The organism is Gordonia sp. NPDC057258, assembly GCF_042668985.1.
GTDB classification, from domain to species: Bacteria; Actinomycetota; Actinomycetes; order Mycobacteriales; family Mycobacteriaceae; genus Gordonia; species Gordonia hongkongensis.
The window spans coordinates 1-21070 of record NZ_JBHUXZ010000051.1; the positions used below are offsets into that span (position 1 = coordinate 1).

General features: G+C 67.1%; 19 protein-coding genes and 1 tRNA gene. 11 read left to right on the plus strand and 9 right to left on the minus strand.

The genetic code is table 11. The annotated features are described in order from the left end of the window. Positions 1-295, plus strand: a 295-nt coding sequence (locus tag ACFUEJ_RS22735) for a hypothetical protein (RefSeq protein ID WP_388032084.1), incomplete at its 5' end; no start/stop codon positions are given. A gap of 362 nt (positions 296-657) precedes the next feature. Here the strand turns inward: ACFUEJ_RS22735 and ACFUEJ_RS22740 are convergent. From ACFUEJ_RS22740 to fabG, 4 genes are all read right to left on the minus strand, one after another. Then, positions 658-885, minus strand: a complete 228-nt coding sequence (locus ACFUEJ_RS22740) for an integrase core domain-containing protein (protein ID WP_388032086.1) — start codon at positions 883-885, stop codon at positions 658-660. 2316 nt (positions 886-3201) lie between these two features. Then, on the minus strand, positions 3202-3525 hold the full coding sequence (locus ACFUEJ_RS22745; protein ID WP_388032089.1) for a hypothetical protein: 324 nt from the start codon (positions 3523-3525) through the stop codon (positions 3202-3204). Positions 3526-3781: 256 nt separating this feature from the next. Beyond that, a tRNA-Gln gene (locus tag ACFUEJ_RS22750) sits at positions 3782-3853 on the minus strand. Between the two features lie 119 nt (positions 3854-3972). After that, a complete protein-coding gene (gene fabG / locus ACFUEJ_RS22755; RefSeq protein WP_086535129.1) occupies positions 3973-4728 on the minus strand; it encodes a 3-oxoacyl-ACP reductase FabG in 756 nt (251 codons plus the stop codon). Between the two features lie 316 nt (positions 4729-5044). Here fabG and glmU point away from each other — a divergent pair, with 316 nt between their 5' ends. From glmU to arsC, 3 genes are all read left to right on the plus strand, one after another. Then, entirely contained in the window at positions 5045-6505 is a 1461-nt protein-coding gene (gene glmU, locus ACFUEJ_RS22760; protein WP_068971934.1) for a bifunctional UDP-N-acetylglucosamine diphosphorylase/glucosamine-1-phosphate N-acetyltransferase GlmU, read from the plus strand. Between the two features lie 57 nt (positions 6506-6562). Continuing rightward, positions 6563-7540 (plus strand): ribose-phosphate diphosphokinase, encoded by a 978-nt coding sequence (locus ACFUEJ_RS22765; protein ID WP_004022643.1) that lies wholly within the window; start codon positions 6563-6565, stop codon positions 7538-7540. A 190-nt stretch (positions 7541-7730) separates the two neighbouring features. Further along, on the plus strand, positions 7731-8072 hold the full coding sequence (gene arsC / locus ACFUEJ_RS22770; RefSeq protein ID WP_137808843.1) for an arsenate reductase (glutaredoxin): 342 nt from the start codon (positions 7731-7733) through the stop codon (positions 8070-8072). 24 nt (positions 8073-8096) lie between these two features. Here the strand turns inward: arsC and ACFUEJ_RS22775 are convergent, their stop codons facing one another. After that, positions 8097-8543 (minus strand): limonene-1,2-epoxide hydrolase family protein, encoded by a 447-nt coding sequence (locus ACFUEJ_RS22775; protein WP_388032093.1) that lies wholly within the window; start codon positions 8541-8543, stop codon positions 8097-8099. 240 nt (positions 8544-8783) lie between these two features. On the opposite strand from ACFUEJ_RS22775, the gene ACFUEJ_RS22780 reads away from it, so the two are divergent. The 3 genes from ACFUEJ_RS22780 to ACFUEJ_RS22790 are packed head-to-tail and all read left to right on the plus strand — an operon-like array spanning position 8784 to position 11331. Then, positions 8784-9431, plus strand: a complete 648-nt coding sequence (locus ACFUEJ_RS22780; RefSeq protein ID WP_078112141.1) for a 50S ribosomal protein L25/general stress protein Ctc — start codon at positions 8784-8786, stop codon at positions 9429-9431. A 45-nt stretch (positions 9432-9476) separates the two neighbouring features. Then, positions 9477-10043, plus strand: a complete 567-nt coding sequence (gene pth / locus ACFUEJ_RS22785; protein WP_058250849.1) for an aminoacyl-tRNA hydrolase — start codon at positions 9477-9479, stop codon at positions 10041-10043. Between the two features lie 49 nt (positions 10044-10092). Then, positions 10093-11331: a beta-ketoacyl-ACP synthase 3 gene (locus tag ACFUEJ_RS22790; protein ID WP_254859575.1), complete on the plus strand. Its 1239-nt coding sequence runs from the start codon at positions 10093-10095 to the stop codon at positions 11329-11331. Positions 11332-11458: 127 nt separating this feature from the next. On the opposite strand, the gene ACFUEJ_RS22795 is transcribed toward ACFUEJ_RS22790, so the two are convergent. Continuing rightward, positions 11459-12223, minus strand: a complete 765-nt coding sequence (locus ACFUEJ_RS22795) for an ABC transporter permease (protein ID WP_058250851.1) — start codon at positions 12221-12223, stop codon at positions 11459-11461. Further along, positions 12220-13287 (minus strand): ATP-binding cassette domain-containing protein, encoded by a 1068-nt coding sequence (locus ACFUEJ_RS22800; protein ID WP_058250852.1) that lies wholly within the window; start codon positions 13285-13287, stop codon positions 12220-12222. Before ACFUEJ_RS22800 ends, ACFUEJ_RS22795 begins: the two co-directional genes overlap by 4 nt. 291 nt (positions 13288-13578) lie before the next feature. Here ACFUEJ_RS22800 and ACFUEJ_RS22805 point away from each other — a divergent pair, with 291 nt between their 5' ends. Beyond that, positions 13579-14595 carry a beta-ketoacyl-ACP synthase III gene (locus ACFUEJ_RS22805; protein WP_004022635.1) on the plus strand — a complete coding sequence of 339 codons (1017 nt, stop codon included), beginning with the start codon at positions 13579-13581 and terminating at the stop codon, positions 14593-14595. Between the two features lie 63 nt (positions 14596-14658). Here ACFUEJ_RS22805 and ACFUEJ_RS22810 read toward each other — a convergent pair whose 3' ends face one another. Further along, entirely contained in the window at positions 14659-15546 is an 888-nt protein-coding gene (locus ACFUEJ_RS22810) for a DUF559 domain-containing protein (RefSeq protein ID WP_388032099.1), read from the minus strand. Between the two features lie 143 nt (positions 15547-15689). Between ACFUEJ_RS22810 and ACFUEJ_RS22815 the strand changes: the two genes are divergently transcribed. Both ACFUEJ_RS22815 and ACFUEJ_RS22820 read left to right on the plus strand, forming a co-directional pair. Then, on the plus strand, positions 15690-17300 hold the full coding sequence (locus ACFUEJ_RS22815; protein WP_058250853.1) for a peptide chain release factor 3: 1611 nt from the start codon (positions 15690-15692) through the stop codon (positions 17298-17300). A 28-nt stretch (positions 17301-17328) separates the two neighbouring features. Then, the gene (locus tag ACFUEJ_RS22820; RefSeq protein WP_254859577.1) at positions 17329-18057 is read left to right on the plus strand and encodes a hypothetical protein; all 729 of its coding nucleotides are present in this window, start codon (positions 17329-17331) and stop codon (positions 18055-18057) included. A 170-nt stretch (positions 18058-18227) separates the two neighbouring features. Here ACFUEJ_RS22820 and ACFUEJ_RS22825 read toward each other — a convergent pair whose 3' ends face one another. Continuing rightward, entirely contained in the window at positions 18228-19238 is a 1011-nt protein-coding gene (locus tag ACFUEJ_RS22825; protein WP_078112142.1) for an enoyl-CoA hydratase/isomerase family protein, read from the minus strand. A gap of 214 nt (positions 19239-19452) precedes the next feature. On the opposite strand from ACFUEJ_RS22825, the gene ACFUEJ_RS22830 reads away from it, so the two are divergent. Further along, the gene (locus ACFUEJ_RS22830) at positions 19453-21057 is read left to right on the plus strand and encodes an ABC-F family ATP-binding cassette domain-containing protein (RefSeq protein WP_068972406.1); all 1605 of its coding nucleotides are present in this window, start codon (positions 19453-19455) and stop codon (positions 21055-21057) included. The last annotated feature ends 13 nt before the right edge of the window (positions 21058-21070 follow it).

Sequence of the window (21070 nt, forward strand, 5' to 3'; positions counted from 1 at the left end):
TCCGTCCCGCCATGATCCCTATCGTCCCTTCTCCGCCCTCAACAGGGCAATCAGGACTCTAGAACCACCCGGACCGGTTCACGGGGGACACGCCATGCCGGCATGCGCGATCAGAACGGCCGATGGCACACGCGTTGAATGCGTCGTCATGGGTTACACGCGAGGAGTCTTAATTTCGGTGATCGTCCGCTTTTCCAGCGGGGGAAGCACAACACTCACCAATCAAGGCGTCGCAGAGATGCTGCGCCTCTACTCGGTCCAATCGGAGCGCATCGCCAACTGGAATCCGCCATGAGCAACCCGCGCGATGTGATGACTTGGCAATTGGCGCGTCCATACCGTGGCAAACACGTCGCGCCACAGCTCGTCGTCGAGCAGTTGTTCCAGAGGGCGTTGATCACGGCCTGGAGCGCCCCGGGGAGGCCCAGCACCGAGGCAGCGGCGTGCGCCATCCCGCAACGCGTCGGTTAAGTTCTGTATCGAGGTTCATTCTCTTTCCTACGCGCTTTGTGGTCGGCGGAGAGTGTGCGCTTGACAGAGCACGCGCTCCGGTTGCGGAACGGGTGGGCGGCGTTGTCACTGCTCCGCTGCTTGAAGTACCCCGAGTTTGATTCGAATGTGGTTGCAAGGGCCGACTCGCAGTAGCTGAGGCACCGTTCAGGGCCGCCTCGAAAACTTCGGGGGTGGTTGATAGTTGAGCGCTTCGTGTAGCCGTTTTTGGTTGTACCACCGCACCCATTCGCAGGTGGCCAGCTCCACCTGCTCCACGGTGCGCCACGGCCGACTCTGCCTGATCAGTTCGGTCTTGTAGGACGCGTTGACGCTCTCGGCGAGGGCGTTGTCATAGGAGTCACCGACAGTGCCGACCGAGGGAATGATTCCCAACTCGATCAGCCGGTCGGTATCGGTCAGCGATAACTACTGCGACCCGCGGTCGGAATGATGAGACAACCCGAATAGATCGGCACTACGCTGCCAGACAGCATGATTGAATGACTGCAGCGGAAGATCCTCGGTCCGCATGGTGGCCGCGACATGCCAACCGACGATCACCCGGGTACAGGCATCAGTGACAAACGCGGTGTAGGCGAGCACTGGCAGGTCCGCACGTAGGTGATGTCGACGACCCACAGCTGGTTGGGACGATCAGCACGAAACTGCCGCTGAACCCGGCCGGCAGTCCTTGCCGCGATCGGGTCGGCCCGGGTGGTGGACACCTTCGCCGCCCGCTGCACTCCGCGGACCCCGGCCAGCCGCATGAGCCGCCGGGTCTGTTCTCGACAGATGTGGTGGCCGGCGCGATGCATCGCCGCGTGCATCTTCTTGACCCCCGTACGCCGAGAAATTCTCTGCGCGAAGGGTCGAGATGAGCTCTACCAGCACCGTGTCGCGCACCGACCCGGGCAGAGACCGTACGGCTCTAGCTGCCCGATGCGTGCGCCGCCCCCTGGAGCGCACATAACGCGCGTCATTCAGGCTATCGACCGTGTCGACGGAGACGTGGCCGCGAGCTGTTCCCGTTCTTCTAGGGCGACGCCATCGGTAAGGAGTGGTCGCCCACGGTGCGTTTCCATGACGCCAACCGGTGCAGTGGCAACTCACCCTGGGCGGAGAAGTCGCGCGGGTCGAGTGACTGCATGGGTCATGCGGAATGGGTAGGGGTTCGACTATCTACCCCCAACTTCTAAACCCGACGACAGATCACGGACAGGTTCGCTGTTACCGTCTTTCACCCAACGAACCCCGGCGTCGTCAACGAACTTCAACACCACGCCCTCTGGACCGTGGCCGCGGAGCATCTGCCAGTGGTACCCCCCCCCGAGTGCTTCTGCGCCTGGCTTAAGCACAGGAACGGGCGAGATCTGCTCGAGCTTCGTGAAGTGGCGACTATCGCTTCCGTTCCCTGTCATCGCGAGCGATTCGGTGTCCCCCGTGATGGAGGCAATGCGCAGATTGGTGACGGGCCTCTCGCCATAGTTGACTACCTTGAACTGGAAAGAGTTTCGCTCCTCGTGCTCTTATCCGTCAGGCGTCGGAACCACGACGACGAGGCGTGCGTCCGCCTTGGCGTCGTCGCGAGCCTCTGCGCGACCGTGGCGCCACTCGTCGATGGCGATAAGCAAACCTGCCCTCGCGCGACATCTGCTCTCGCACCTGCCTTTTAGATATGAAGGAATTACGGTCAACTGATTGACCTCCTAGGATGGACCGACCTTTAAGACTTGCCCTGAGTGCGGACGAGGACTCATATTTAAAAGAACGCAGGTAAGAAACGCCCACGGCGACATCTATGTCGACGAACGTCGTGGATTGAGCTGCTTTGTTGTGGGCTGCCCAACTCACACCCAGTACCAGTCGTCGGGCGACTGACACCCTTTGGGTGGCAGGAATTGGACCCCATCCCGTTCGACCCACGAGCCTTGCCTTTCTATAGCGTCAGGCACGTCTGGTTGCCACCTGACCCCGATGAGGTCGGTGGTACCGCAGTGGGCACCGAACTCGCGTTTCGCGACGACGCGAGTGGTGGCCCTCGTCGACTGCGAGGGACTGGGCTGAGTCGAGCAGGCCGATTTTCGTCGGGCTTTGCGGATGACGACGGGCACGCGGTCGGAGTCGGTCGCGTGCGTCGTGCCCTCACCGGGAGTCGAACCCGGGTAGTCGTCCCCGAGAGGGGTATGACTGGACAGTCAGGGCGACGTTGACGTGCGTAGTCGAGGTCCGTAGTTGCGGCAGGCGGTGGAGTTGCACCACGGGCCGTTGCGGCATGGTTTGCCCGAGCGGGTCATCCGGCCGCACCGAGTGCGCCGCACCTTGACGGTGAACTCCGCTGGCAGCTGGCCGAGGTTATCGTGCGCGGGTGGGTCCACCCCGGGCACTTCTCGTCCCTACGGTCGGTGTCGTACGGCGAAAGATACGCTCCGCCAACGGAATCGAAGAGGGTGTGAAGCTCCCACCTGTCGTCCATCGCCTCGGTGGTCGCGCGATCGTGAATCGTTTATCTCTCACCATCGGAGTACTCGACCGACAGGCAATCGGGGCAGGCGTTCCAGCGGTTCGGATGTTGGAACAGCCGCCGACAGTGCCTGCACCACCGATTGAGGGTGAAGGCGAAAAGGTCGCGGTAGCCGCACTCGAACTCGTCGTCCGCAGGAGAGTCATCGTGCTCAACATCTGTTCGGCAACGCGGGCGAGGGTGTCGCCCTATGCGGCCTGGCGCTCTGCGAGTTCCTTCTCGGCGGCTCGCGCGCCGGCGTTATAGGCGCTCACCGGTCTAACCCCAACCATGACGCCGCCGCGGGCATCGTGGGCGAGGAGGTCGTCGACGTCGTCGCCGGCGATGGTGAGGGCCTGAACGACACTGCGCGCTAACTTCGCGACGTCGTCACGGTCGTAGTCGACGGCTTCCTCGAGCTGCCACACCGCCTGGCGGAGGTTGCCGGCATGGTCGCACTCGGAGTCTTGCTCGTAGAGGTCCCAGGCGTCGCGGATCAGGGTCTCCGCGGGCTCTATCGTCGGCGCGGTCATGCGTGCCACCCGAGCTCGATGCACGCGGCCATCACGCCGAGCGGGATGGAGTAGAAGGCCAGCGCCACAACGATGGTGACGCAGGCGGATAAGGTATGACGACGGTTCACGGGTGCCTCCGTGGATCGAGGCCCCGTTAGGTGTTGGTAGCACCGAGCGGGGCCGATCTCGTTCCAGAGGACATAAAGTGCACACCTGGTGCACGGACCGAATCTAGGAGGACGAGAAACCGACCTCTACCAGCCGGTTATCGCTGCTCCGCCACCAGGACTCGAACCTAGAATGCCTGAACCAAAATCAGGAGTGTTGCCGATTACACCATGGCGGATCACTGCGCTGACGATTGTGCCACAGCCCGCGGGCACTCACGCCAGGTAACCACTCGACGTCAACTCGACTCACAGACTTCGATCGAGGTCTGGGAGTCGAGTCGACGTCTGGGAGTGATCAGTCCTTGGGGCCGCCGGCCACGTAGACGACCTGCCCCGACACGAAGCCGGCACCTTCGCTGATGAAGAACGACGCGGTGTGGGCGATGTCCTCGGGCACGCCGACGCGGTTGACCGGGATCTGGCCGGCGGCGGCGCGCTTGAAGTCCTCGAAGGGCACGCCGACGCGCTCGGCGGTGGCGGCGGTCATCTCGGTCTCGATGAACCCGGGCGCGATGGCGTTCGCGGTCACGCCGAACCGGCCCAGTTCGATGGCGAGGGTCTTGGTGAAGCCCTGCATGCCGGCCTTGGCCGCCGAGTAGTTGACCTGTCCCCGGTTGCCGAGTGCCGAGGTGCTCGACAGGTTGACGATGCGTCCCCACTCCGCCTCGACCATGTACTTCTGTACGGCCTTGGTGACGTTGAACGCGCCCCGCAGGTGCACGGCCATGACGGCGTCCCAGTCATCGACGGTCATCTTGAACAGCAGGTTGTCGCGGGTGATGCCGGCGTTGTTCACGACGACAGTCGGCTTTCCGAGTTCGGCGACGACCTTGTCCACGGCCGCGTTCACCGACGCCTCGTCGGCGACGTCGGCACCCACCGCGACGGCCTTGCCACCGGCGTCGGTGATGGCCTTGACGGTGTCGGCGCAGGCGTCGGCGTCGAGGTCCAGGACGGCCACCGCGAGCCCGTCGTCGGCCAGGCGCTTGGCCACCGCCGCACCGATCCCCCGTGCGGCCCCGGTGACGATCGCCGTCTTCTGCGTGCTCATTCACTACCTCCGTGTGGTCGTTTCGCGAGCCGGACAACTCCGGCGCACATGGTTGGTTCCCCCGCACCCACCCCGTTTCGTCAGCGACAACGGCAATGATCTACCGATTGATCGCTCGGCGTTGCGGTCCCTATGTGTTCTATCAGGCCCGGTCGCGAGGTTTCGCCACAAACAGCGCGCTGCATTTCTGCCATCGGGTACCGATGCGTAGGATCGCACCCGACGTGCGACCGCGAACCCGGTCAGCGACCCCCGCCGGCGCCGTCGGACAGACATGATCGTGGCAGTCACCGATCAGGAAGAGGGTGGGCATTCGATGACGGGAACGTCGCCGTCCGTGGCCGTGATCGTCCTGGCCGCGGGTGCCGGTACCCGCATGAAGTCCAAGACCCCGAAGATCCTGCACACCATCGGCGGCCGCTCGCTCGTCGGCCACGCGCTCCACGGGACCGCGGGCATCGACCCCGAGCATCTCATCGCCGTCGTCAGCCACGAACGCGAACGGGTCTCGGCTGCCATCGGCGAGATCGGGGCAGGCCTCGGCGTCGTGATCGGGATCGCCGAACAGGACGCGCCTCGCGGGACCGGTGATGCCGCCCGGGTGGGCCTCGGCGGACTCCCCGACGACTTCGACGGCACCGTCGTCGTCACCGCTGCCGACGTCCCCCTCCTCGACGCCGACACCCTCCGCGCGCTCATCGACACCCATCTCGCCGACGGCGGGGCCGCGGTCACGCTGACGAGCTTCGTCGCCGACGACCCGACCGGATACGGACGCATCATCCGCGACGGGGACGCCGTCACCGCGATCGTCGAACACAAGGACGCCTCCCCGGAGCAGCGCGCGATCACCGAGGTCAACGCCGGCGTGTACGCCTTCGACGCCGCTGCGCTGCGCGACGGGTTGTCGAAGCTGTCGACGGACAACGTGCAGGGCGAGTACTACCTCACCGACATCGTCGAGATCGCCCGCGGCGAGGGGCGGGCAGTCCGCGGACACACCGTCGCCGATCCGGTGCTCGTGGCCGGCTGCAACGACCGTGCCCAACTCGCCGCCCTGGGCGCCGAACTCAACCGCCGCATCATCCGTCGTCATCAGCTCGACGGGGTGACCGTCGTCGACCCCGCCACCACCTGGATCGACACCGACGTCACCATCGAGCCCGACGCGCACATCGCGCCCGGCACACAGCTGCACGGGCGCACGCACATCGCCGCCGACGCCGTGATCGGACCCGACACCACTCTCACCGACGTCACCGTCGGACGCGGCGCGCAGGTGATCCGCACGCACGGCAGTGACGCGGTCATCGGCGCCGAGGCCACCGTCGGGCCCTTCGCCTACCTGCGACCGGGCACGGCCCTCGGAGACGCGGGCAAGATCGGCACCTTCGTCGAGACCAAGAACGCGACCATCGGTGCCGGGTCCAAGATCCCGCACCTCACCTACGTCGGCGACGCCACCATCGGCGAGCACTCCAACATCGGCGCGTCGAGCGTCTTCGTCAACTACGACGGGGTTGCCAAGCACCGCACCGTGATCGGCGACCACTGCCGCACCGGCTCGGACAACATGTTCGTCGCGCCGGTCAGCGTCGGCGACGGGGCATACACCGGCGCCGGAACCGTGGTGCGGCAAGATGTACCGCCGGGAGCCCTCGCGGTCTCGGCAGGCGAACAACGCGTCATCGAGGACTGGGTCGTGCGTAAGCGGCCCGACACCGCGGCGGCGCGCGCGGCCCTCGAGGCACGCGACAAGAACCCCGGGACGGCTTGACACCCCGACCCGCGCTCGACCCTGCAGATCCGAAACTACACGAACAGAAGAGTTTTCATGACCTGGACCACTGACAACCAGAAGAACCTGATGCTGTTCTCTGGTCGTGCCCATCCCGAACTCGCCGAAGCAGTCGCCGATGAACTGGGCATCAAGGTCACCCCGCAGACCGCCCGCGACTTCGCCAACGGCGAACTGTTCGTTCGTTTCGAGGACTCGGTCCGCGGATCGGACGCCTTCGTCCTGCAGAGCTGCCCGTACCCGCTGAACCAGTGGGTCATGGAGGCGCTCATCATGATCGACGCCCTCAAGCGCGGCTCGGCGAAGCGCATCAGCGTGATCCTGCCGTTCTACCCCTACGCCCGCCAGGACAAGAAGCACCGCGGACGTGAGCCGATCTCGGCCCGCCTCATCGCCGATCTGCTCAAGACCGCGGGCGCCGACCGGATCATCACCGTCGACCTGCACACCGACCAGATCCAGGGCTTCTTCGACGGCCCGGTGGACCACATGCACGCTCAGGGACAGCTCGCCGAGTACATCCGGGGCAAGTACGGCACCGACAACATCGCCGTCGTCTCCCCCGACTCCGGTCGCGTGCGCGTCGCCGAGAAGTGGGCCGACACCCTCGGTGGCGCGCCGCTGGCGTTCATCCACAAGACGCGTGACCCGCTCGTGCCCAACCAGGTCAAGTCCAATCGCGTGGTGGGCGAGGTCGAGGGACGCACCTGCATCCTCATCGACGACATGATCGACACCGGCGGCACCATTGCCGGCGCCGTGCGGGTCCTCAAGGACGCCGGCGCAGGCGACGTCATCATCGCCACCACCCACGGCGTGTTCTCCGATCCCGCGGCCGAGCGTCTCGCGTCCTGCGGCGCCAAGGAGGTCATCGCCACCGACACCCTGCCGATCCCGGCCGAGAAGCGCTTCGAGAACCTCACCGTCCTCTCCATCGCACCGCTGCTCGCCCAGACGATCCGCGAGGTCTTCGAGAACGGTTCTGTCACAAGCCTGTTCGACGGCATCGCCTGACCCCCCCGCTCCCTGAGGTGCGAGCGAAGCGAGCCTCGAAGGGCTCCGTAGCACGAGTTGCCAGCCCTTCGAGGCTCGTCGCTTGCGCTCCTCACACCTCAGGGAGCAGAGGGATTGGCGCTCCTCAGGGAGCAGAGGGATTGGCGCTCCTCAGGGAGCAGGCGGAGATCCGCCGGGTACCGTGTCACCCGTGGACGCGACGATCTATCACAACCCGAAGTGCTCGACCTCGCGGAAGGCGTTGCAGGCCCTGCGCGACGCCGGGATCGAGCCGGCAGTCGTGAAGTATCTCGACGAGCCGTACAGCCGCGAACAACTCGTCGAGTTGTTCGCCGACGCCGGGATCACACCTGCGCAGGCGGTCCGCAAACGCGAGGCCCTCTACAAGGAGCTCGATCTCGCATCGGCCACCGACGAGCAGATCCTCGACGCCATGGTCGAGCACCCGATCCTCGTCGAACGTCCGATCGTGGTGACCGACAAGGGCACTCGCATCCCCCGGCCGATCGAGAAGCTCGACGAGATCCTCTGACTCCGAGGCGCGGCAGCGCTCAGGTCAGGCCGACAGGGCCGGCGCGGGCAGCGGCCGCTGCACCGACGGCACGGCCAGTGCCGCGACGCCCCGCGCGAGCGCCTTGGTCATGTCGAAGTAGTCGAAGTAGTCGCGCCACACCGTGATCCGACCCTCCCGTACCTCGAACCGGCCGCAGACCCAGAACTGGAGATGCAGCCGCCCGAACCGGAGTTCGTCGACGCGCTCGGTCAGCACCACGCCGGTGTCGTCGGCGGACACGTTGATCATCTGGTAGTTGAAGCCCACCGACTCCTTGCGCGTGACCCCGCCCAGGACACCGGCCACCTTCCGCTTGCCGCGGATCGTCGGCAGCGAGACGTTCGTGTAGGCGATGTCGTCGTCGATTGTCTCCAGCGCGGCGGGCACGTCGCCCCGCGCGAACTCGTCCAGCAGGGTCGTCACGATCTCGATCGGCGTCTGTGAGGTCATGGCAGACCAGTATCCCCCAGCGCGGCGAACCGAGCGGGCGATGTGACATCCCGGCAGGTCATCGACTACTCTGATCGCCGTTGTCTCGGCGAGGGTGACCCAGTCACCGTGATCGGCGCGGCCATCGCAGGTCTTCCTCACGCCCTCCGGGCGAATGGAACGCCCGCGGTCGGAACTCGTGCCCGGTGTTGCTCGTCGCGACGCCGACAGAACGTACCCACCGATCGCGAGGAGACCGTCATGGCCACCCAGACCAGCAAGCTGTCCGTCAGCACCCGTACCGAGAAGGGCAAGGGCGCAGCCCGCCGCGCGCGTCGCGAGGGCAAGGTCCCCGCCGTGCTGTACGGCCACGGCGCCGACCCCCAGCACCTGCACCTCCCGGCCCGCGAGTTCGCCGCCATCCTGCGTAACAGCGGCCTCAACGCCGTCATCGACCTCGACATCGAGGGCTCCAGCCAGCTCGCGCTCACCAAGCAGGTCGACGTCCACCCGATCCGCAACTACATCGAGCACGCCGATCTGCTGATCGTCCGTCGTGGCGAGAAGGTCACCGTCGAGATCGCGATCATCGTCGAGGGCGACGCCGCCCCGGGCACCCTCGTCGTCCAGGACGCCAGCGTCGTCGAGGTCGAGGCCGACGCCCTGTCGATCCCCGAGCAGATCGTCGTCAGCGTGGAGGGCGCCGAGATCGGCCTGTCCGTGCACGCCTCTGATCTGGACCTGCCCGAGGGTGTGACCCTCACCGCCGATCCCGAGACCCTCATCGTGTCGGTCACCGAGGCGCAGCTCGCCGCCACCGAGTCCGACGCCGACGGCTCGGCAGACGCCGCAGCCGAGGGCGACGCCGAGGGCGAGGCGACCGAGGAAGCCGCTGCGGAGTCGGAGTAATCCGACCACCGACTGCCCGGTTCGGGTGGTGAAACTGCGTAAGTGGTGAAACTCATTGTCGGACTCGGCAACCCCGGGTCCAAGTACGAGAAGACGAGGCACAACGTCGGCGCGATGGTCGCCGACGGCCTCGTCGCCTCGGCCGGCGAGCGCTGGAAGGTGCACAAGAAGTCCGGTGCCGAGGTCGCCGAGGTACGCCTCGGCGGCCAGTCGGTACTCGTGGCCAAACCCCGCACCTACATGAACGAGTCCGGCCGTCAGATCGGCCCGCTCGCCAAGTTCTACTCGGTCACGACTGACGACCTGATCGTCGTCCACGACGAACTCGACATCGACTTCGGCGCCGTCCGTCTCAAACGGGGCGGCGGCGAGGGCGGCCACAACGGGCTGCGGTCGCTCAGTCAGGCACTCGGTACGCGCGACTATTTGCGCGTGCGCATCGGCATCGGCCGGCCACCCGGCCGGCAGGACCCAGCCGATTTCGTGTTGAAACCGTTTCCGTCCTCCGCTCGCAGCGAGGTCGAACTCCTCATCGCCAACGGTTGCGACGCCGTCGAACTATTGCTCGGACAGGATCTGGAGTCCGCGCAGAACACCGTGCACGCCTGGTGAGGACACCGAATTCGGCGGCCGCGCGGCCGTAGAATCGCTGCGGCGGGCAATGAAGGGATCGGCAACAGTGGTCAACCTCTCGGTGAAGACCGGACACCAGAACGTCTCGATGCTCGGCATCGGCGCCTACCGTCCGCGACGCCTGGTCAGCAACGACGAGGTCTGCCAGGTCCTCGATTCCTCCGACGAGTGGATCTTCGAGCGGAGCGGCATCCGCAACCGCCGCTGGATCAGCGGCGACGAGTCGGCCCGATCGATGGCCGCCGCAGCCGCCGAGCGGGCGATCGCGAACTCCGGGGTGGCGAAGGAGAAGATCGGTGCGCTGATCCTCGCCACCAACAGCTGGAAGACCAAGATCCCCCACGGCGGGCCGATCGTCGCCTCCGACATCGGGCTGAACGGCATCCCCGCCTACGACGTCGCTGCGGGGTGCGGCGGCTTCGGGTACGGCCTCGGGGTCGCTGCCGACACCGTCCGTGCCGGCAGCGCTGAGTATGTCCTGCTCGTCGGTGTCGAGACCATGTCGGTGGTCATGGACCCCACCGACCGCAACACCGCATTCATCTTCGGCGACGGCGCCGGTGCGGTCGTCGTCGGTCCGAGCGAGGAGAACGGCATCTCCCCGACCGTCTGGGGCAGCGACGGCGAGAACGCCGAGGCGATCGGCCAGAACTGGGACATCCCCGAGTACATGGACCGCGCGCAGGCCTACCAGGACAAAGACCCCGAGACCGACCCGGTCGGTCGCATGGTGGTGACGATGGCGGGACCCAAGGTGTTTCGCTGGGCGGCCGTCACCCTGCCCCGGGCCCTCGCCACCGTGCTGGAGACCTCGGGCGTCGGCGTGGAGGACATCGAAGTCTTCGTGCCCCACCAGGCCAACGCCCGCATCAACGACCTGATGAAGAAGAACCTCGGCTTCCCCGACGACCTGCCGATGGCGAACGACATCGAGAACACCGGGAACACCTCGGCGGCCTCCATCCCGCTCGCCATGGAGGAGATGCTCGCCACCGGCAAGGCGAGGGGCGGACAGACCGCGCTGCTCCTCGGCTTCGGCGCCGGCCTGAGCTACGCGGGTGCGGTCGTCACCCTTCCCCCGGCCCCGCGATCACCAGTTTCGACTGACCCCCGCTCCCTGAGAAGCGAGCTGCGACCCCCGATCCCTGAGGAGCGCCCGGAGCTTGCGGAGGCCGCGGCCAACCCCCGCTCCCTGAGGAGCGCCCGGAGCTTGCGGAGGGCGCGTCACGAAGGGTCTGGCGACGCATCTCGCCAGGACCCTTCGTGACGCTCGCAAGCTCGCTCCTCAGGGAGCAGGGGTCGGGCTCGCAAGCTCCGGCCTCCTCAGGGAGCAGTCATTGGGCTCGCGCAGAACACGGGCGCAGATACTGAGGAGCGAGCTCGCGGCTCACGCCTCAGGCATTCTCCTTGCGGAACACCGAAGTGCCCCACAGGGTTCCGAGTCCGGCCAGGATGAGCGACGCGAGGACGCCCCAGAGGACCTGAGCACTGGCGAGGTCGCCGGAGAAGGTGTCGCGCACCGCGTCGACGATCCACCGGAACGGCATGAAGTCGCTGAGACTCTGCAGCCACGACGGCCCGAGGGTCATCGGGAGCAGGATGCCCGACAGCAACAGGACCGGCATCATGACCATGTTGATGAGCGGCGCCATCACATCTTCACTCTTCGTGGTCAGCGCCAGGGCGTTCGACGCCGCGGCGCACGCGCCACCGATCAGCATCGTGATGATGATGCCGAGGATCACGCCGATCACCGAACCCCGCATGCCCATCAGATAGCCCAGCACCACCAGGATCAGCGCCTGCACGAGAAGTTGCAGCATGTCGCGCATGAGTCGACCGGTGAGCAGGGCGGTGCGGCTGGCCGGGGTCACCCGTTCGGCCTCGATCACACCCTCGCGCCATTCCCCGATCAGGCTGAATCCGGCGAACAACGCGCCGAACAGACCGAGCTGCACGAGCAGACCGGGGACCAGGAACGTGTACGGATTGTCGGCGCCGCCCGGGAACTGCGCGACGAGGGGCTTCAGCAGCGGCCCGAAGAGGACGAGGTAGAGGACCGGTTGCATCACCCCGATGAGGACCCAGGCCGGGTTGCGCAGGTTCATGCGGATCTGTCGGCGGAACACGATGGTGCTCTCGCGGAGGAACGTGGTCATCGGTTGGCTCCCTGCTGACGGAGTTCGGCCGACTGGGCGTCGGCGTTCGTCGAATCGGTTGTTTCCGAATGGATCTCGTTGCCCCGCTCGGTCTCGGCGTCACGCAGCGACCGACCGGTGAGGGTGAGGAAGACGTCGTCGAGGGTCGGGCGGATGACCTCGATGGAGTCGAGGGTGATGCCCGCGGCGTCGAGGTCACGCAGCAGTCCGGGGACGGCCCGGCCCGCCCGCGGCACCCGGCTCCGGACGTGCCGGCCGTCGATCTCGATCCGGCCGTCCGCGCGGCCACCGGTGACCGAGGCCAGTTTCTCCGCGGCGGTGGACACGGCCGCGGAGTCGGCGACCTCGAGTGCCACCAGGTCGCCGGACACCTGCGCCTTGAGGTTGTCGGCGGTGTCCGCGGCGACGATCCGGCCGTTGTCGATGATGATGATCCGATCGGACAGTTCGTCGGCCTCGTCGAGGTAGTGCGTCGTCAAGAAGACCGTCGCGCCGCGTTCGGTGCGCAACCGCCGGATGTGGTCCCAGAGATTGGCCCTCGCCTGCGGGTCGAGGCCGGTGGTCGGCTCGTCGAGAAAGACCAGGGACGGTTCGTGGACCAATCCCATCACGATGTCGAGTCGGCGTTTCTGCCCGCCGGACATGTTCTTGGGCTGGCGTTCCCACAGGCCGTCGAGTTGGAGCTGGGAGAACAGGGCGTGGCCGCGGCGGGTCGCCTCGGCCCGGGACAGCCCGTAGAGCATGCCGTGATCGACGATCTCGTCGCCCGCCTGCGCCTGGCTGAAGGTGCCGCCGGCCTGCGAGACGTAACCGATGCTGCGGCGGACCGAGACCGGGTCGGCCACGACGTCGTAACCGTTGACGGTCGCGGTTCCCGCCGTCGGCCGCAGGAGGGTCGTCAGCATGCGCAGCGTGGTGGTCTTGCCCGCGCCGTTGGGCCCGAGGAACCCGACCACCTCCCCCTCGGCGATGTCGAGGTCGACGCCGTCGACGGCCCTCACCTCGCGCTTCTTCTTTCCCTTCCCGGTGCTGAACACCTGGACCAACCCGCGTGCGTGGATCATGCGGACTCCCCTTCTCGATGTCGTCGAATGGTGTACTGACTCGTGCGTTCGGCGCTGCGCGCACGTCATCGTGTGCTGATCGTCGTGACCGCGGGCCGCTTTCCGACGCCCCGGCGGTGTTCGATCGACCTGCGGACCAGCATTCCCCTCATCGAGGACGACTTCGGTCCGCGTTCCGCGACTCCGTAACGATTGCGGGCGGGGTCCCGCTACTTCCCAGTAAGAGGCGGTGTGAGTACCGTCGTATGTCGGGTCACATATTCGCCGGGCACGTTTTGGGAAGGGTTCACCATGGCGGTCATCGCAGACACCACTGGCATCAACAACATCGGCATGCTCGGCATCGGCGCGTACCGCCCCGAACGCGTCGTCACCAACGAGGAGATCTGCCAGCACATCGACTCCTCCGACGAGTGGATCTACACCCGTACGGGAATCAAGACGCGCCGGTTCGCGCGTCGCGACGAGAGCGTCATGGAGATGTCGGTCAACGCCGGCCGCAAGGCGATCGCCAATGCGCTGCTCCAGGGCTCGGACATCGACGCCGTCATCCTCGCCACCAACACCCACCTGCTGCTGACCCCGGCCGGCGCCACCAAGGTCGCGACCGAACTCGGCTGCAACGGCGTGCCCGCCTTCGACGTCACCGTCGGCTGCGCCGGCTTCGGCTACGGCATGGCACTCGCGTCCGACATGATCCGCGGCGGCAGCGCCACCCACGTGCTGGTCATCGGCGCCGAGCAGCTCTCGGTGACCATGGACATGACCGACCGCACCAACTGTTTCATCTTCGGCGACGGGGCCGGCGCAGTCGTCGTCGGACCCACCGAACAGCAACAGCTCGGCCCGGTGATCTGGGGCTCGGACGGCTCCCAGTTCAACGCGATCCGCCAGGACTTCGACTGGGTCACCTTCCTCGACAGCGACCGCACCCAGCGCCCCTACCTGCGCATGGAGGGCACCGCGGTGTTCCGCTGGGCCGCCTTCGAGATGGGCAAGGTCGCCCACCGCGCCCTCGAGGCCGCGAAGCTCGGTTCCGAGGACCTCGACGTCTTCGTGCCGCACCAGGCGAACGCCCGTATCAACGAACTCCTCGCCAAAAACCTCAAACTCCGCGACGACGCGGTCGTCGCCAAGGACATCGAGTACACCGGCAACACCAGCGCCGCCTCGATCCCGCTCGCCATGGAAGACCTGCTGTCCACCGGCAAGGCACAGCCTGGCCAGACCGCACTACTCCTCGGCTTCGGCGCCGGACTCTCCTACGCCGCGCAGGTCGTCACCATGCCGCCGGTTCCGTTCGAGTAGGGCGCCGTATCGAGTCCGGGGGCAATCTGATCCGCTCAGCGGCTCATGATGCCCCCGGATTTGTCATGCCGGCCGGTCGTGCTGCAAGCCGAGCGCCTGGCGGACACGTGCCACGACGTCGTCGGGCCGCTCCCGCAGATCACTCCACGTGAAGTTGAGGACGGTCCAACCCAAAGCGATGAGGTCGTTTCGGCGTCGGCGGTCTCGCTGGAACGTCTCCGCGTCGCGGTGGAACGCCATCCCGTCGATCTCCACCGCCAACAGCCGATCCGGGAACGCGAGGTCGATGAAGTACCCGCCGGCCGGGTGACCGCACGACCAACCGCTCACACCTCCGGCGCTCAACACGTCGACAGCCAGCCGCTCCGCCACCGAGCGCGCGCCGGATTCGACGCCGTCGACGAGGGCCGCGATCGCGGGTCCATCCTCCTTGCCACGTCGACGATCAGCGGCGACGCGCAGCTGGCGCAGCGAGACCTTGCGAACGAGCAGCGCGTTGTCGAGGACTCCACTGTCGCGCTCGAGTGCGGCTTCCAGCACGGACAGCGGCAAGGCTGTCACGAGCAAGTCCTTGCGGGTCACCACCTCCGCGTCCGCGAGGCAGCGGCGCCGGACCCGAACGCCCTCGACCGGAGTGCCATGCCGCGATCGCGGTGCGGTGACCGTGAACTTCTTCGGCGGCTCGTCGAGGAGCCCGTGCCACCACGCCGCTCCCGATCCGGACAGCGCCGCACCTCGGCCCACGCTCGCGACTGCCAGTCGCGCACGGGTGGCCGGCGTCGTCGGATGATCGGCGAGCCAATACACCCCGCGCGTGTGCGGCATCCAGTCTCCGCAATCGACTCGACGCCGGACCGCGGACCGCGTGAGGCCGAATTCGAGCGCATCCGCCATGGTCAGTACCCCGTCACGGGCGAGAACGCGGCGCCGAAGGCCCGGTGGAAGCTGCACGACCATCAGACGCACAGCAACGGTGACGGGTTCCCAGTTTTTGGGCGGGGGGCACAAGGTGCCGCATACCGGCACAACCTGCCCCGGCACTCCGCCGCGAGCGAGTTTGGCCGCCCCCTGCACGCCCGGTAGCCTGGAACCTCGTGAGTTCCGAGGTGATCAGTCGCGAAGTGACGCGTCGTCGTACCTTCGCCATCATCTCCCACCCCGATGCCGGCAAGTCGACGATGACCGAGGCGTTGGCGCTGCACGCGCGGATGATCAGCGAGGCCGGCGCCGTCCACGGCAAGGCCGGACGTAAGTCGACCGTCTCCGACTGGATGGAGATGGAGAAGGCGCGCGGCATCTCCGTCAGTTCGACGGCGCTGCAGTTCAACTACTCGGCCGCAGCCCAGGCCGACCCCGAGATCCCGAGCGTCATCAACCTCGTCGACACCCCGGGTCACGCCGACTTCTCCGAGGACACCTACCGCGTGCTGACCGCGGTCGACGCCGCGGTGATGCTCATCGACGCCGCCAAGGGACTCGAGCCGCAGACCCTCAAACTCTTTCAGGTGTGCCGCCACCGGGGCATCCCGGTCATCACGGTGATCAACAAGTGGGACCGGCCGGGTCAGAGCCCCCTCGAACTGATCGACGAGATCACCGAGCGCATCGGCCTCACCCCGACCCCGCTGTTCTTCCCGGTCGGCATCGCCGGCGACTTCCGTGGTCTCCTCGACCGGCGCACCGGCGAGTACGTGCACTTCACCCGTACCGCGGGCGGCGCGAAGATCGCGCCCGAGGAGATCATGTCCGCCGACGACGCGCTGGCTCGCGAGGGCGACGAGTGGACCTCGGCACTCGAGGAGAGCGAACTGCTCACCGAGATGGGCCAGGACCACGATCAGGAATTGTTCCTCGCCGGGCAGACCTCGCCGATGATCTTCGCGTCCGCGATGCTGAACTTCGGTGTGCGGCAACTCCTCGAGGTCCTCGTGGAGCTCGCTCCCCCGCCCGGGCCGCGGGCCGACGTCGAGGGCAATCCACGGCCGGTGACCGACCCGTTCAGCGCGGTGGTCTTCAAGGTGCAGGCCGGGATGGACTCCAGCCACCGGGATCGCCTGGCGTACATGCGGATCGTGTCCGGCGAGTTCGAACGCGGCATGGTCGTGACCCATGCGCAGACCGGAAAGCCGTTCGCCACCAAGTATGCCCAGGCCGTCTTCGGCCGCGACCGCTCGACGGTCGACACCGCCTACCCCGGTGACGTGGTCGGGCTGGTGAACGCGACCGCGCTCGCTCCCGGCGACACTCTCTACGACGGCCCCAAGGTGCAGTTCCCGCCGATCCCGTCCTTTGCGCCCGAACACTTCTCGACCCTGCGTGCCACCACCGCAGACAAGTACAAGCAGTTCCGCAAGGGCATGGACCAGCTCGAGAGCGAAGGCGTGGTCCAGGTCCTGCGCAACGACACCCGCGGTGATGCGTCGCCGGTGCTCGCCGCCGTCGGCCCGATGCAGTTCGAGGTCGTGACCGCGCGGATGAAGGCCGAGTACAACGTCGACACCATCATCGAGCCGCTCGGTTACACCCTCGCCCGTCGCACGGATGCCGACAGCGCGCCCGAACTGAATCGGCAACGCGGCGTCGAGGTCTTCACCCGCACCGACGGCGCCGTTCTCGCGCTCTTCAGCGACAAGTGGCGCCTGCAGTACATCGAGAAGGAACACCCCGACCTCACTCTCGAACCCCTTGTCGCGGCAGCGGACTGACCGGTCGACGAGCACACGGCGCCGGCCGGTGCGCGCCGCCGTGCTGATGTGCGCGGCGGTGGCGTCGCTCGTCACCGCCTGTGGCTCCGACGCCCCGCACCAGTCCACGCCCACCACCTCGACGCCGGTGCCGACCGCACGCCCGGTCGACTCGACGCTCTGCACCGAGAAACCACCGCAGGGCAACGTCGACCGCAGTGGCCAGAACTTCGAGTTCCGTCACGGCAACATCAGAATCGCGGTCGCGGACACGCCGGCGGACTCCCGGCGCGGACCCGCGGTGGGCGCCACCCCCGCCGACGAGCCCAACTGCTATGAGTTCGACCGGTGGGGCCCGGCGCGGCCCGACGTGCCGCCGGACTCGCTGCTCTTCGTGTTCAAGGACGCCGGCACCGGCGGCGCGCAGATCGAGTTCCTGATCAGCGAACTGACCGGCGGCCTGTTGCCACCGGTGGGCGCGACGCGTCCGACCGTCGGGCCGTTGACACGACCGATCAACGCCCAGATCGGGGTCTCGATCAACGGCGACTACCACCACTCGTCCGCGTGCCAGCTCAGCGTGAGCGGCATGTCGAGCTCACTCGCGGCCGGCTCGTTCACCTGCCCGACGGCGACACGGGTCGAGGCCAACCCGCTCGCGCCCGACGACGACGTCCGCTACGACCTCGACGAGTCGTCGGCGACGAAACAGCCGGAGTCCGAGGGCAACTCGACCGCCAGCGTGTCGTTGTCGGGGTGGTTTCAGCTCACGCCCTAATCCGAAGGATCCGAGGAACCGCTGGTCTCCAGCCTGGCGACGTGCTGAGGCTCTGCTCCCTGAGGTGCGAGGAGCGATAGCGACGAGCCACGAAGGGTCGGCGACGCATCTCACCACAACCCTTCGTGGCTCGCTTCGCTCGCACCTCAGGGAGCAGGAGGGGAGGCGGCTCAACCAGCGGTGGCACCGACGATCCGGGCCACGACGGCGGGATCGACGTCGTCGATGCGCGCCGGATCGAATTCGGGATTGCGATCCTTGTCGACGAGCACGGCCCGCACCCCCTCGCGGAAGTCGTGGGTCTTCGTGATCTCCTCTGCGGCATGCAGTTCCCGGTCGAAGCACTCGTCTATCCCCGACCTCGCCCCGGCGCTGATCATCGCCGCGGTGACCCACAGACTGGTGGGTGAGGCACCCTCGAGCAGACCGACCATCTCCTGGGCCCAGTCGTCGCCGACCGCGCCGCGCAGGCCGCCGAGGATGGCGTTGACGTTGTCGTCGGCGAAGTACTCGCCGATCTTGCGCAACGGCACGTCGCTGGTGTCCTCGGTCCCCGACGTGGCCAGCGCGTCGGCCAGCGGGGCACCGGAACGGATGCTGTCGGCGACCGCCGGCAGGTCGGCGGAGGACACGAAATGCGTTGCCAGTCCGACGGCGACCGCGTCCACACCGCGGATCCGGGCGCCGGTGAGTCCGAGCCACATGCCCACGCCCTCCGGGAGCCGCGGCAGGAAGTAGGTCGAACCGATGTCGGGGAAGAACCCGATCGCGGTCTCGGGCATGGCGATCATCGCCTTCTCGGTGACGACCCTGATCTCGCCGTGCACGCTGATCCCGAGACCCCCGCCCATGGCCGCCCCGTCGATCAGGCTGATGTAGGGCTTCGGGTAGTCGGCGACGAGCTGATCGAGCCGGTACTCGCCGGCGAAGTAGCGGCTGATCGAGGCGTGGTCGCCGTCGATGGCGTGCTCGCGGATCGCACGGATGTCGCCTCCGGCGCAGAACGCCCGGTCGCTCGCCGAGGTGACCAGGACGGTGTCGATCGCGTCGTCGTCACCCCATTCGCCGAGCGTGACGTACATGTCGTCGATCATGCTCTGGTCCAACGCATTGAGAGCCTTGGGCCGGTCCAGGACGATCTCGCCGACGCCGTTGGACACCGAGGTGCGGAGAAATGACATACCCCAACCGTAGCGGTGAGCCCGGAACCGACTCGTCGGCGGTTAATTCCGTTGGCAACTCCGAGCGCGTCCGCTACGGTGGTCACCACTTGCCCCCCAGACCCGCCAGGAGTGATCCACCGCGATGAAGAACTGAAGTGGCCCCGGCCGTCGGCACCGCCGACGGACCCCACCGACGCCCTGTCGGTGTACCCGACCCACTTCAGGAGCGCTCATGCCGTCTTCCATCGTGCTGTCCGACGTCTCGTTCGCCTGGCCCGACGGGACAGTCGTCTTCGAACACCTCGACCTCGCCCTGGGCGCCGAGACCTACTCCCTCATCGGCGCGAACGGTGCGGGCAAGTCCACCCTCCTCGGCCTGATCGCCGGTCGATCACGCCCGGCGTCGGGCAGCATCACGATCGCAGGCGACACGTCGACGACCGATGTCGCTGTGGTCGTGCAGGACCCGCAGTCCGACCCGTCGTCGACCGTGGCGCAAGCGCTCGGCATCGACGAGATTCGTTGTGCGATACGACGAATCGAGAGCGGTTCGGTAGATCCGCAGGACTTCGACGCAGTCGGGGACGACTGGGGCGTCGAGGAGCGTGCCATCGGACTCCTCGAGCAGATGGGACTGCCGCCCGACCTCGACCGCACGGTCGGCGCCATGTCCGGCGGGGAGGCGACCCTGCTGGCGATCGTCGCCGCACTCATCGCCGACCCGACGATCCTGCTCCTCGACGAACCGACCAACAACCTGGACATCGACTCCCGCGCCCGGCTTTTCGACGCCATCGAGTCGTTCCCTGGCACGGTGGTCGTGGTCAGTCACGACCTCGAACTCCTCGAACGTGTCGATACGACAGTCGAGCTGTACCGAGGTCGGGTGCGGCTGTTCGGCGGCCCCTACTCCCGGTACCGCGAGATCATCGACGCCGAACAAGACGCCGCCGAGGCGGCGGTTGCCACCGCCGCCGGCGATCTGCGCAAGCAGCGCCGCGAGATGACCGAGGCGTTGATCAAACTCGATCGGCGGGCCCGGACGGGCGCGACGGCCGAACGCGAGAAGCGGGTGCCGAAGATCGTGGCACACAACCGCCGGAGCGAGGCGCAGGTGTCGGCGGGCAAACTGCGCAACGCCCATCGTGACGACGTGGCCTCTGCGGCAACACGTCTCGACGAGGCCCGCGAGGACATCCGCACCGACCGCACCGCGCGGATCGTCGTGCCGACGCCGGACGTGGCCCCGCGCGCCCAGATCGTCGTCGATGACCGCCTGCGCTTGGACGGACCCGAGCGGGTGGCTCTGGTGGGGCCCAACGGTTCCGGGAAATCGACACTGATCGCGGAGTTGATCGTCTCCGAATCCGTCGTCGTACCGTTCGCCTTCGTGCCGCAGCAGATCACCTTCCCCGACCCGACCGTCTCGATCGCGGAGCACCTCGCGCGGACTCACCCGGACATCTCGACGCAGGAGGTGCGGGCGCATCTCGCGCGGTTCCTGTTCCGGGGTGCGCGCGCCGATCGCGCACTCGCCGAACTGTCCGGCGGCGAACGGCTGCGCGTCGCACTGGCCGACGCACTGCTCGGTGACCCGACACCCAAGCTGCTGATCCTCGACGAGCCGACGAACAACCTCGATCTCGACACCGTCACGCAACTCGTGGACGCACTAGAGGCCTGGACCGGTGCACTGCTGGTCGTCTCCCACGACGCCGGTTTCCTCGACCGCATCGGCATCGGTCGGCGCGTGTCACCGGTGCCCCCACCGGGCGAACCGGCGGGAACGCCGGGGCAGATCGGTGCCGAACAAACCGACGTCGAAGCAGACCGCTGACGAACAGTCGGTG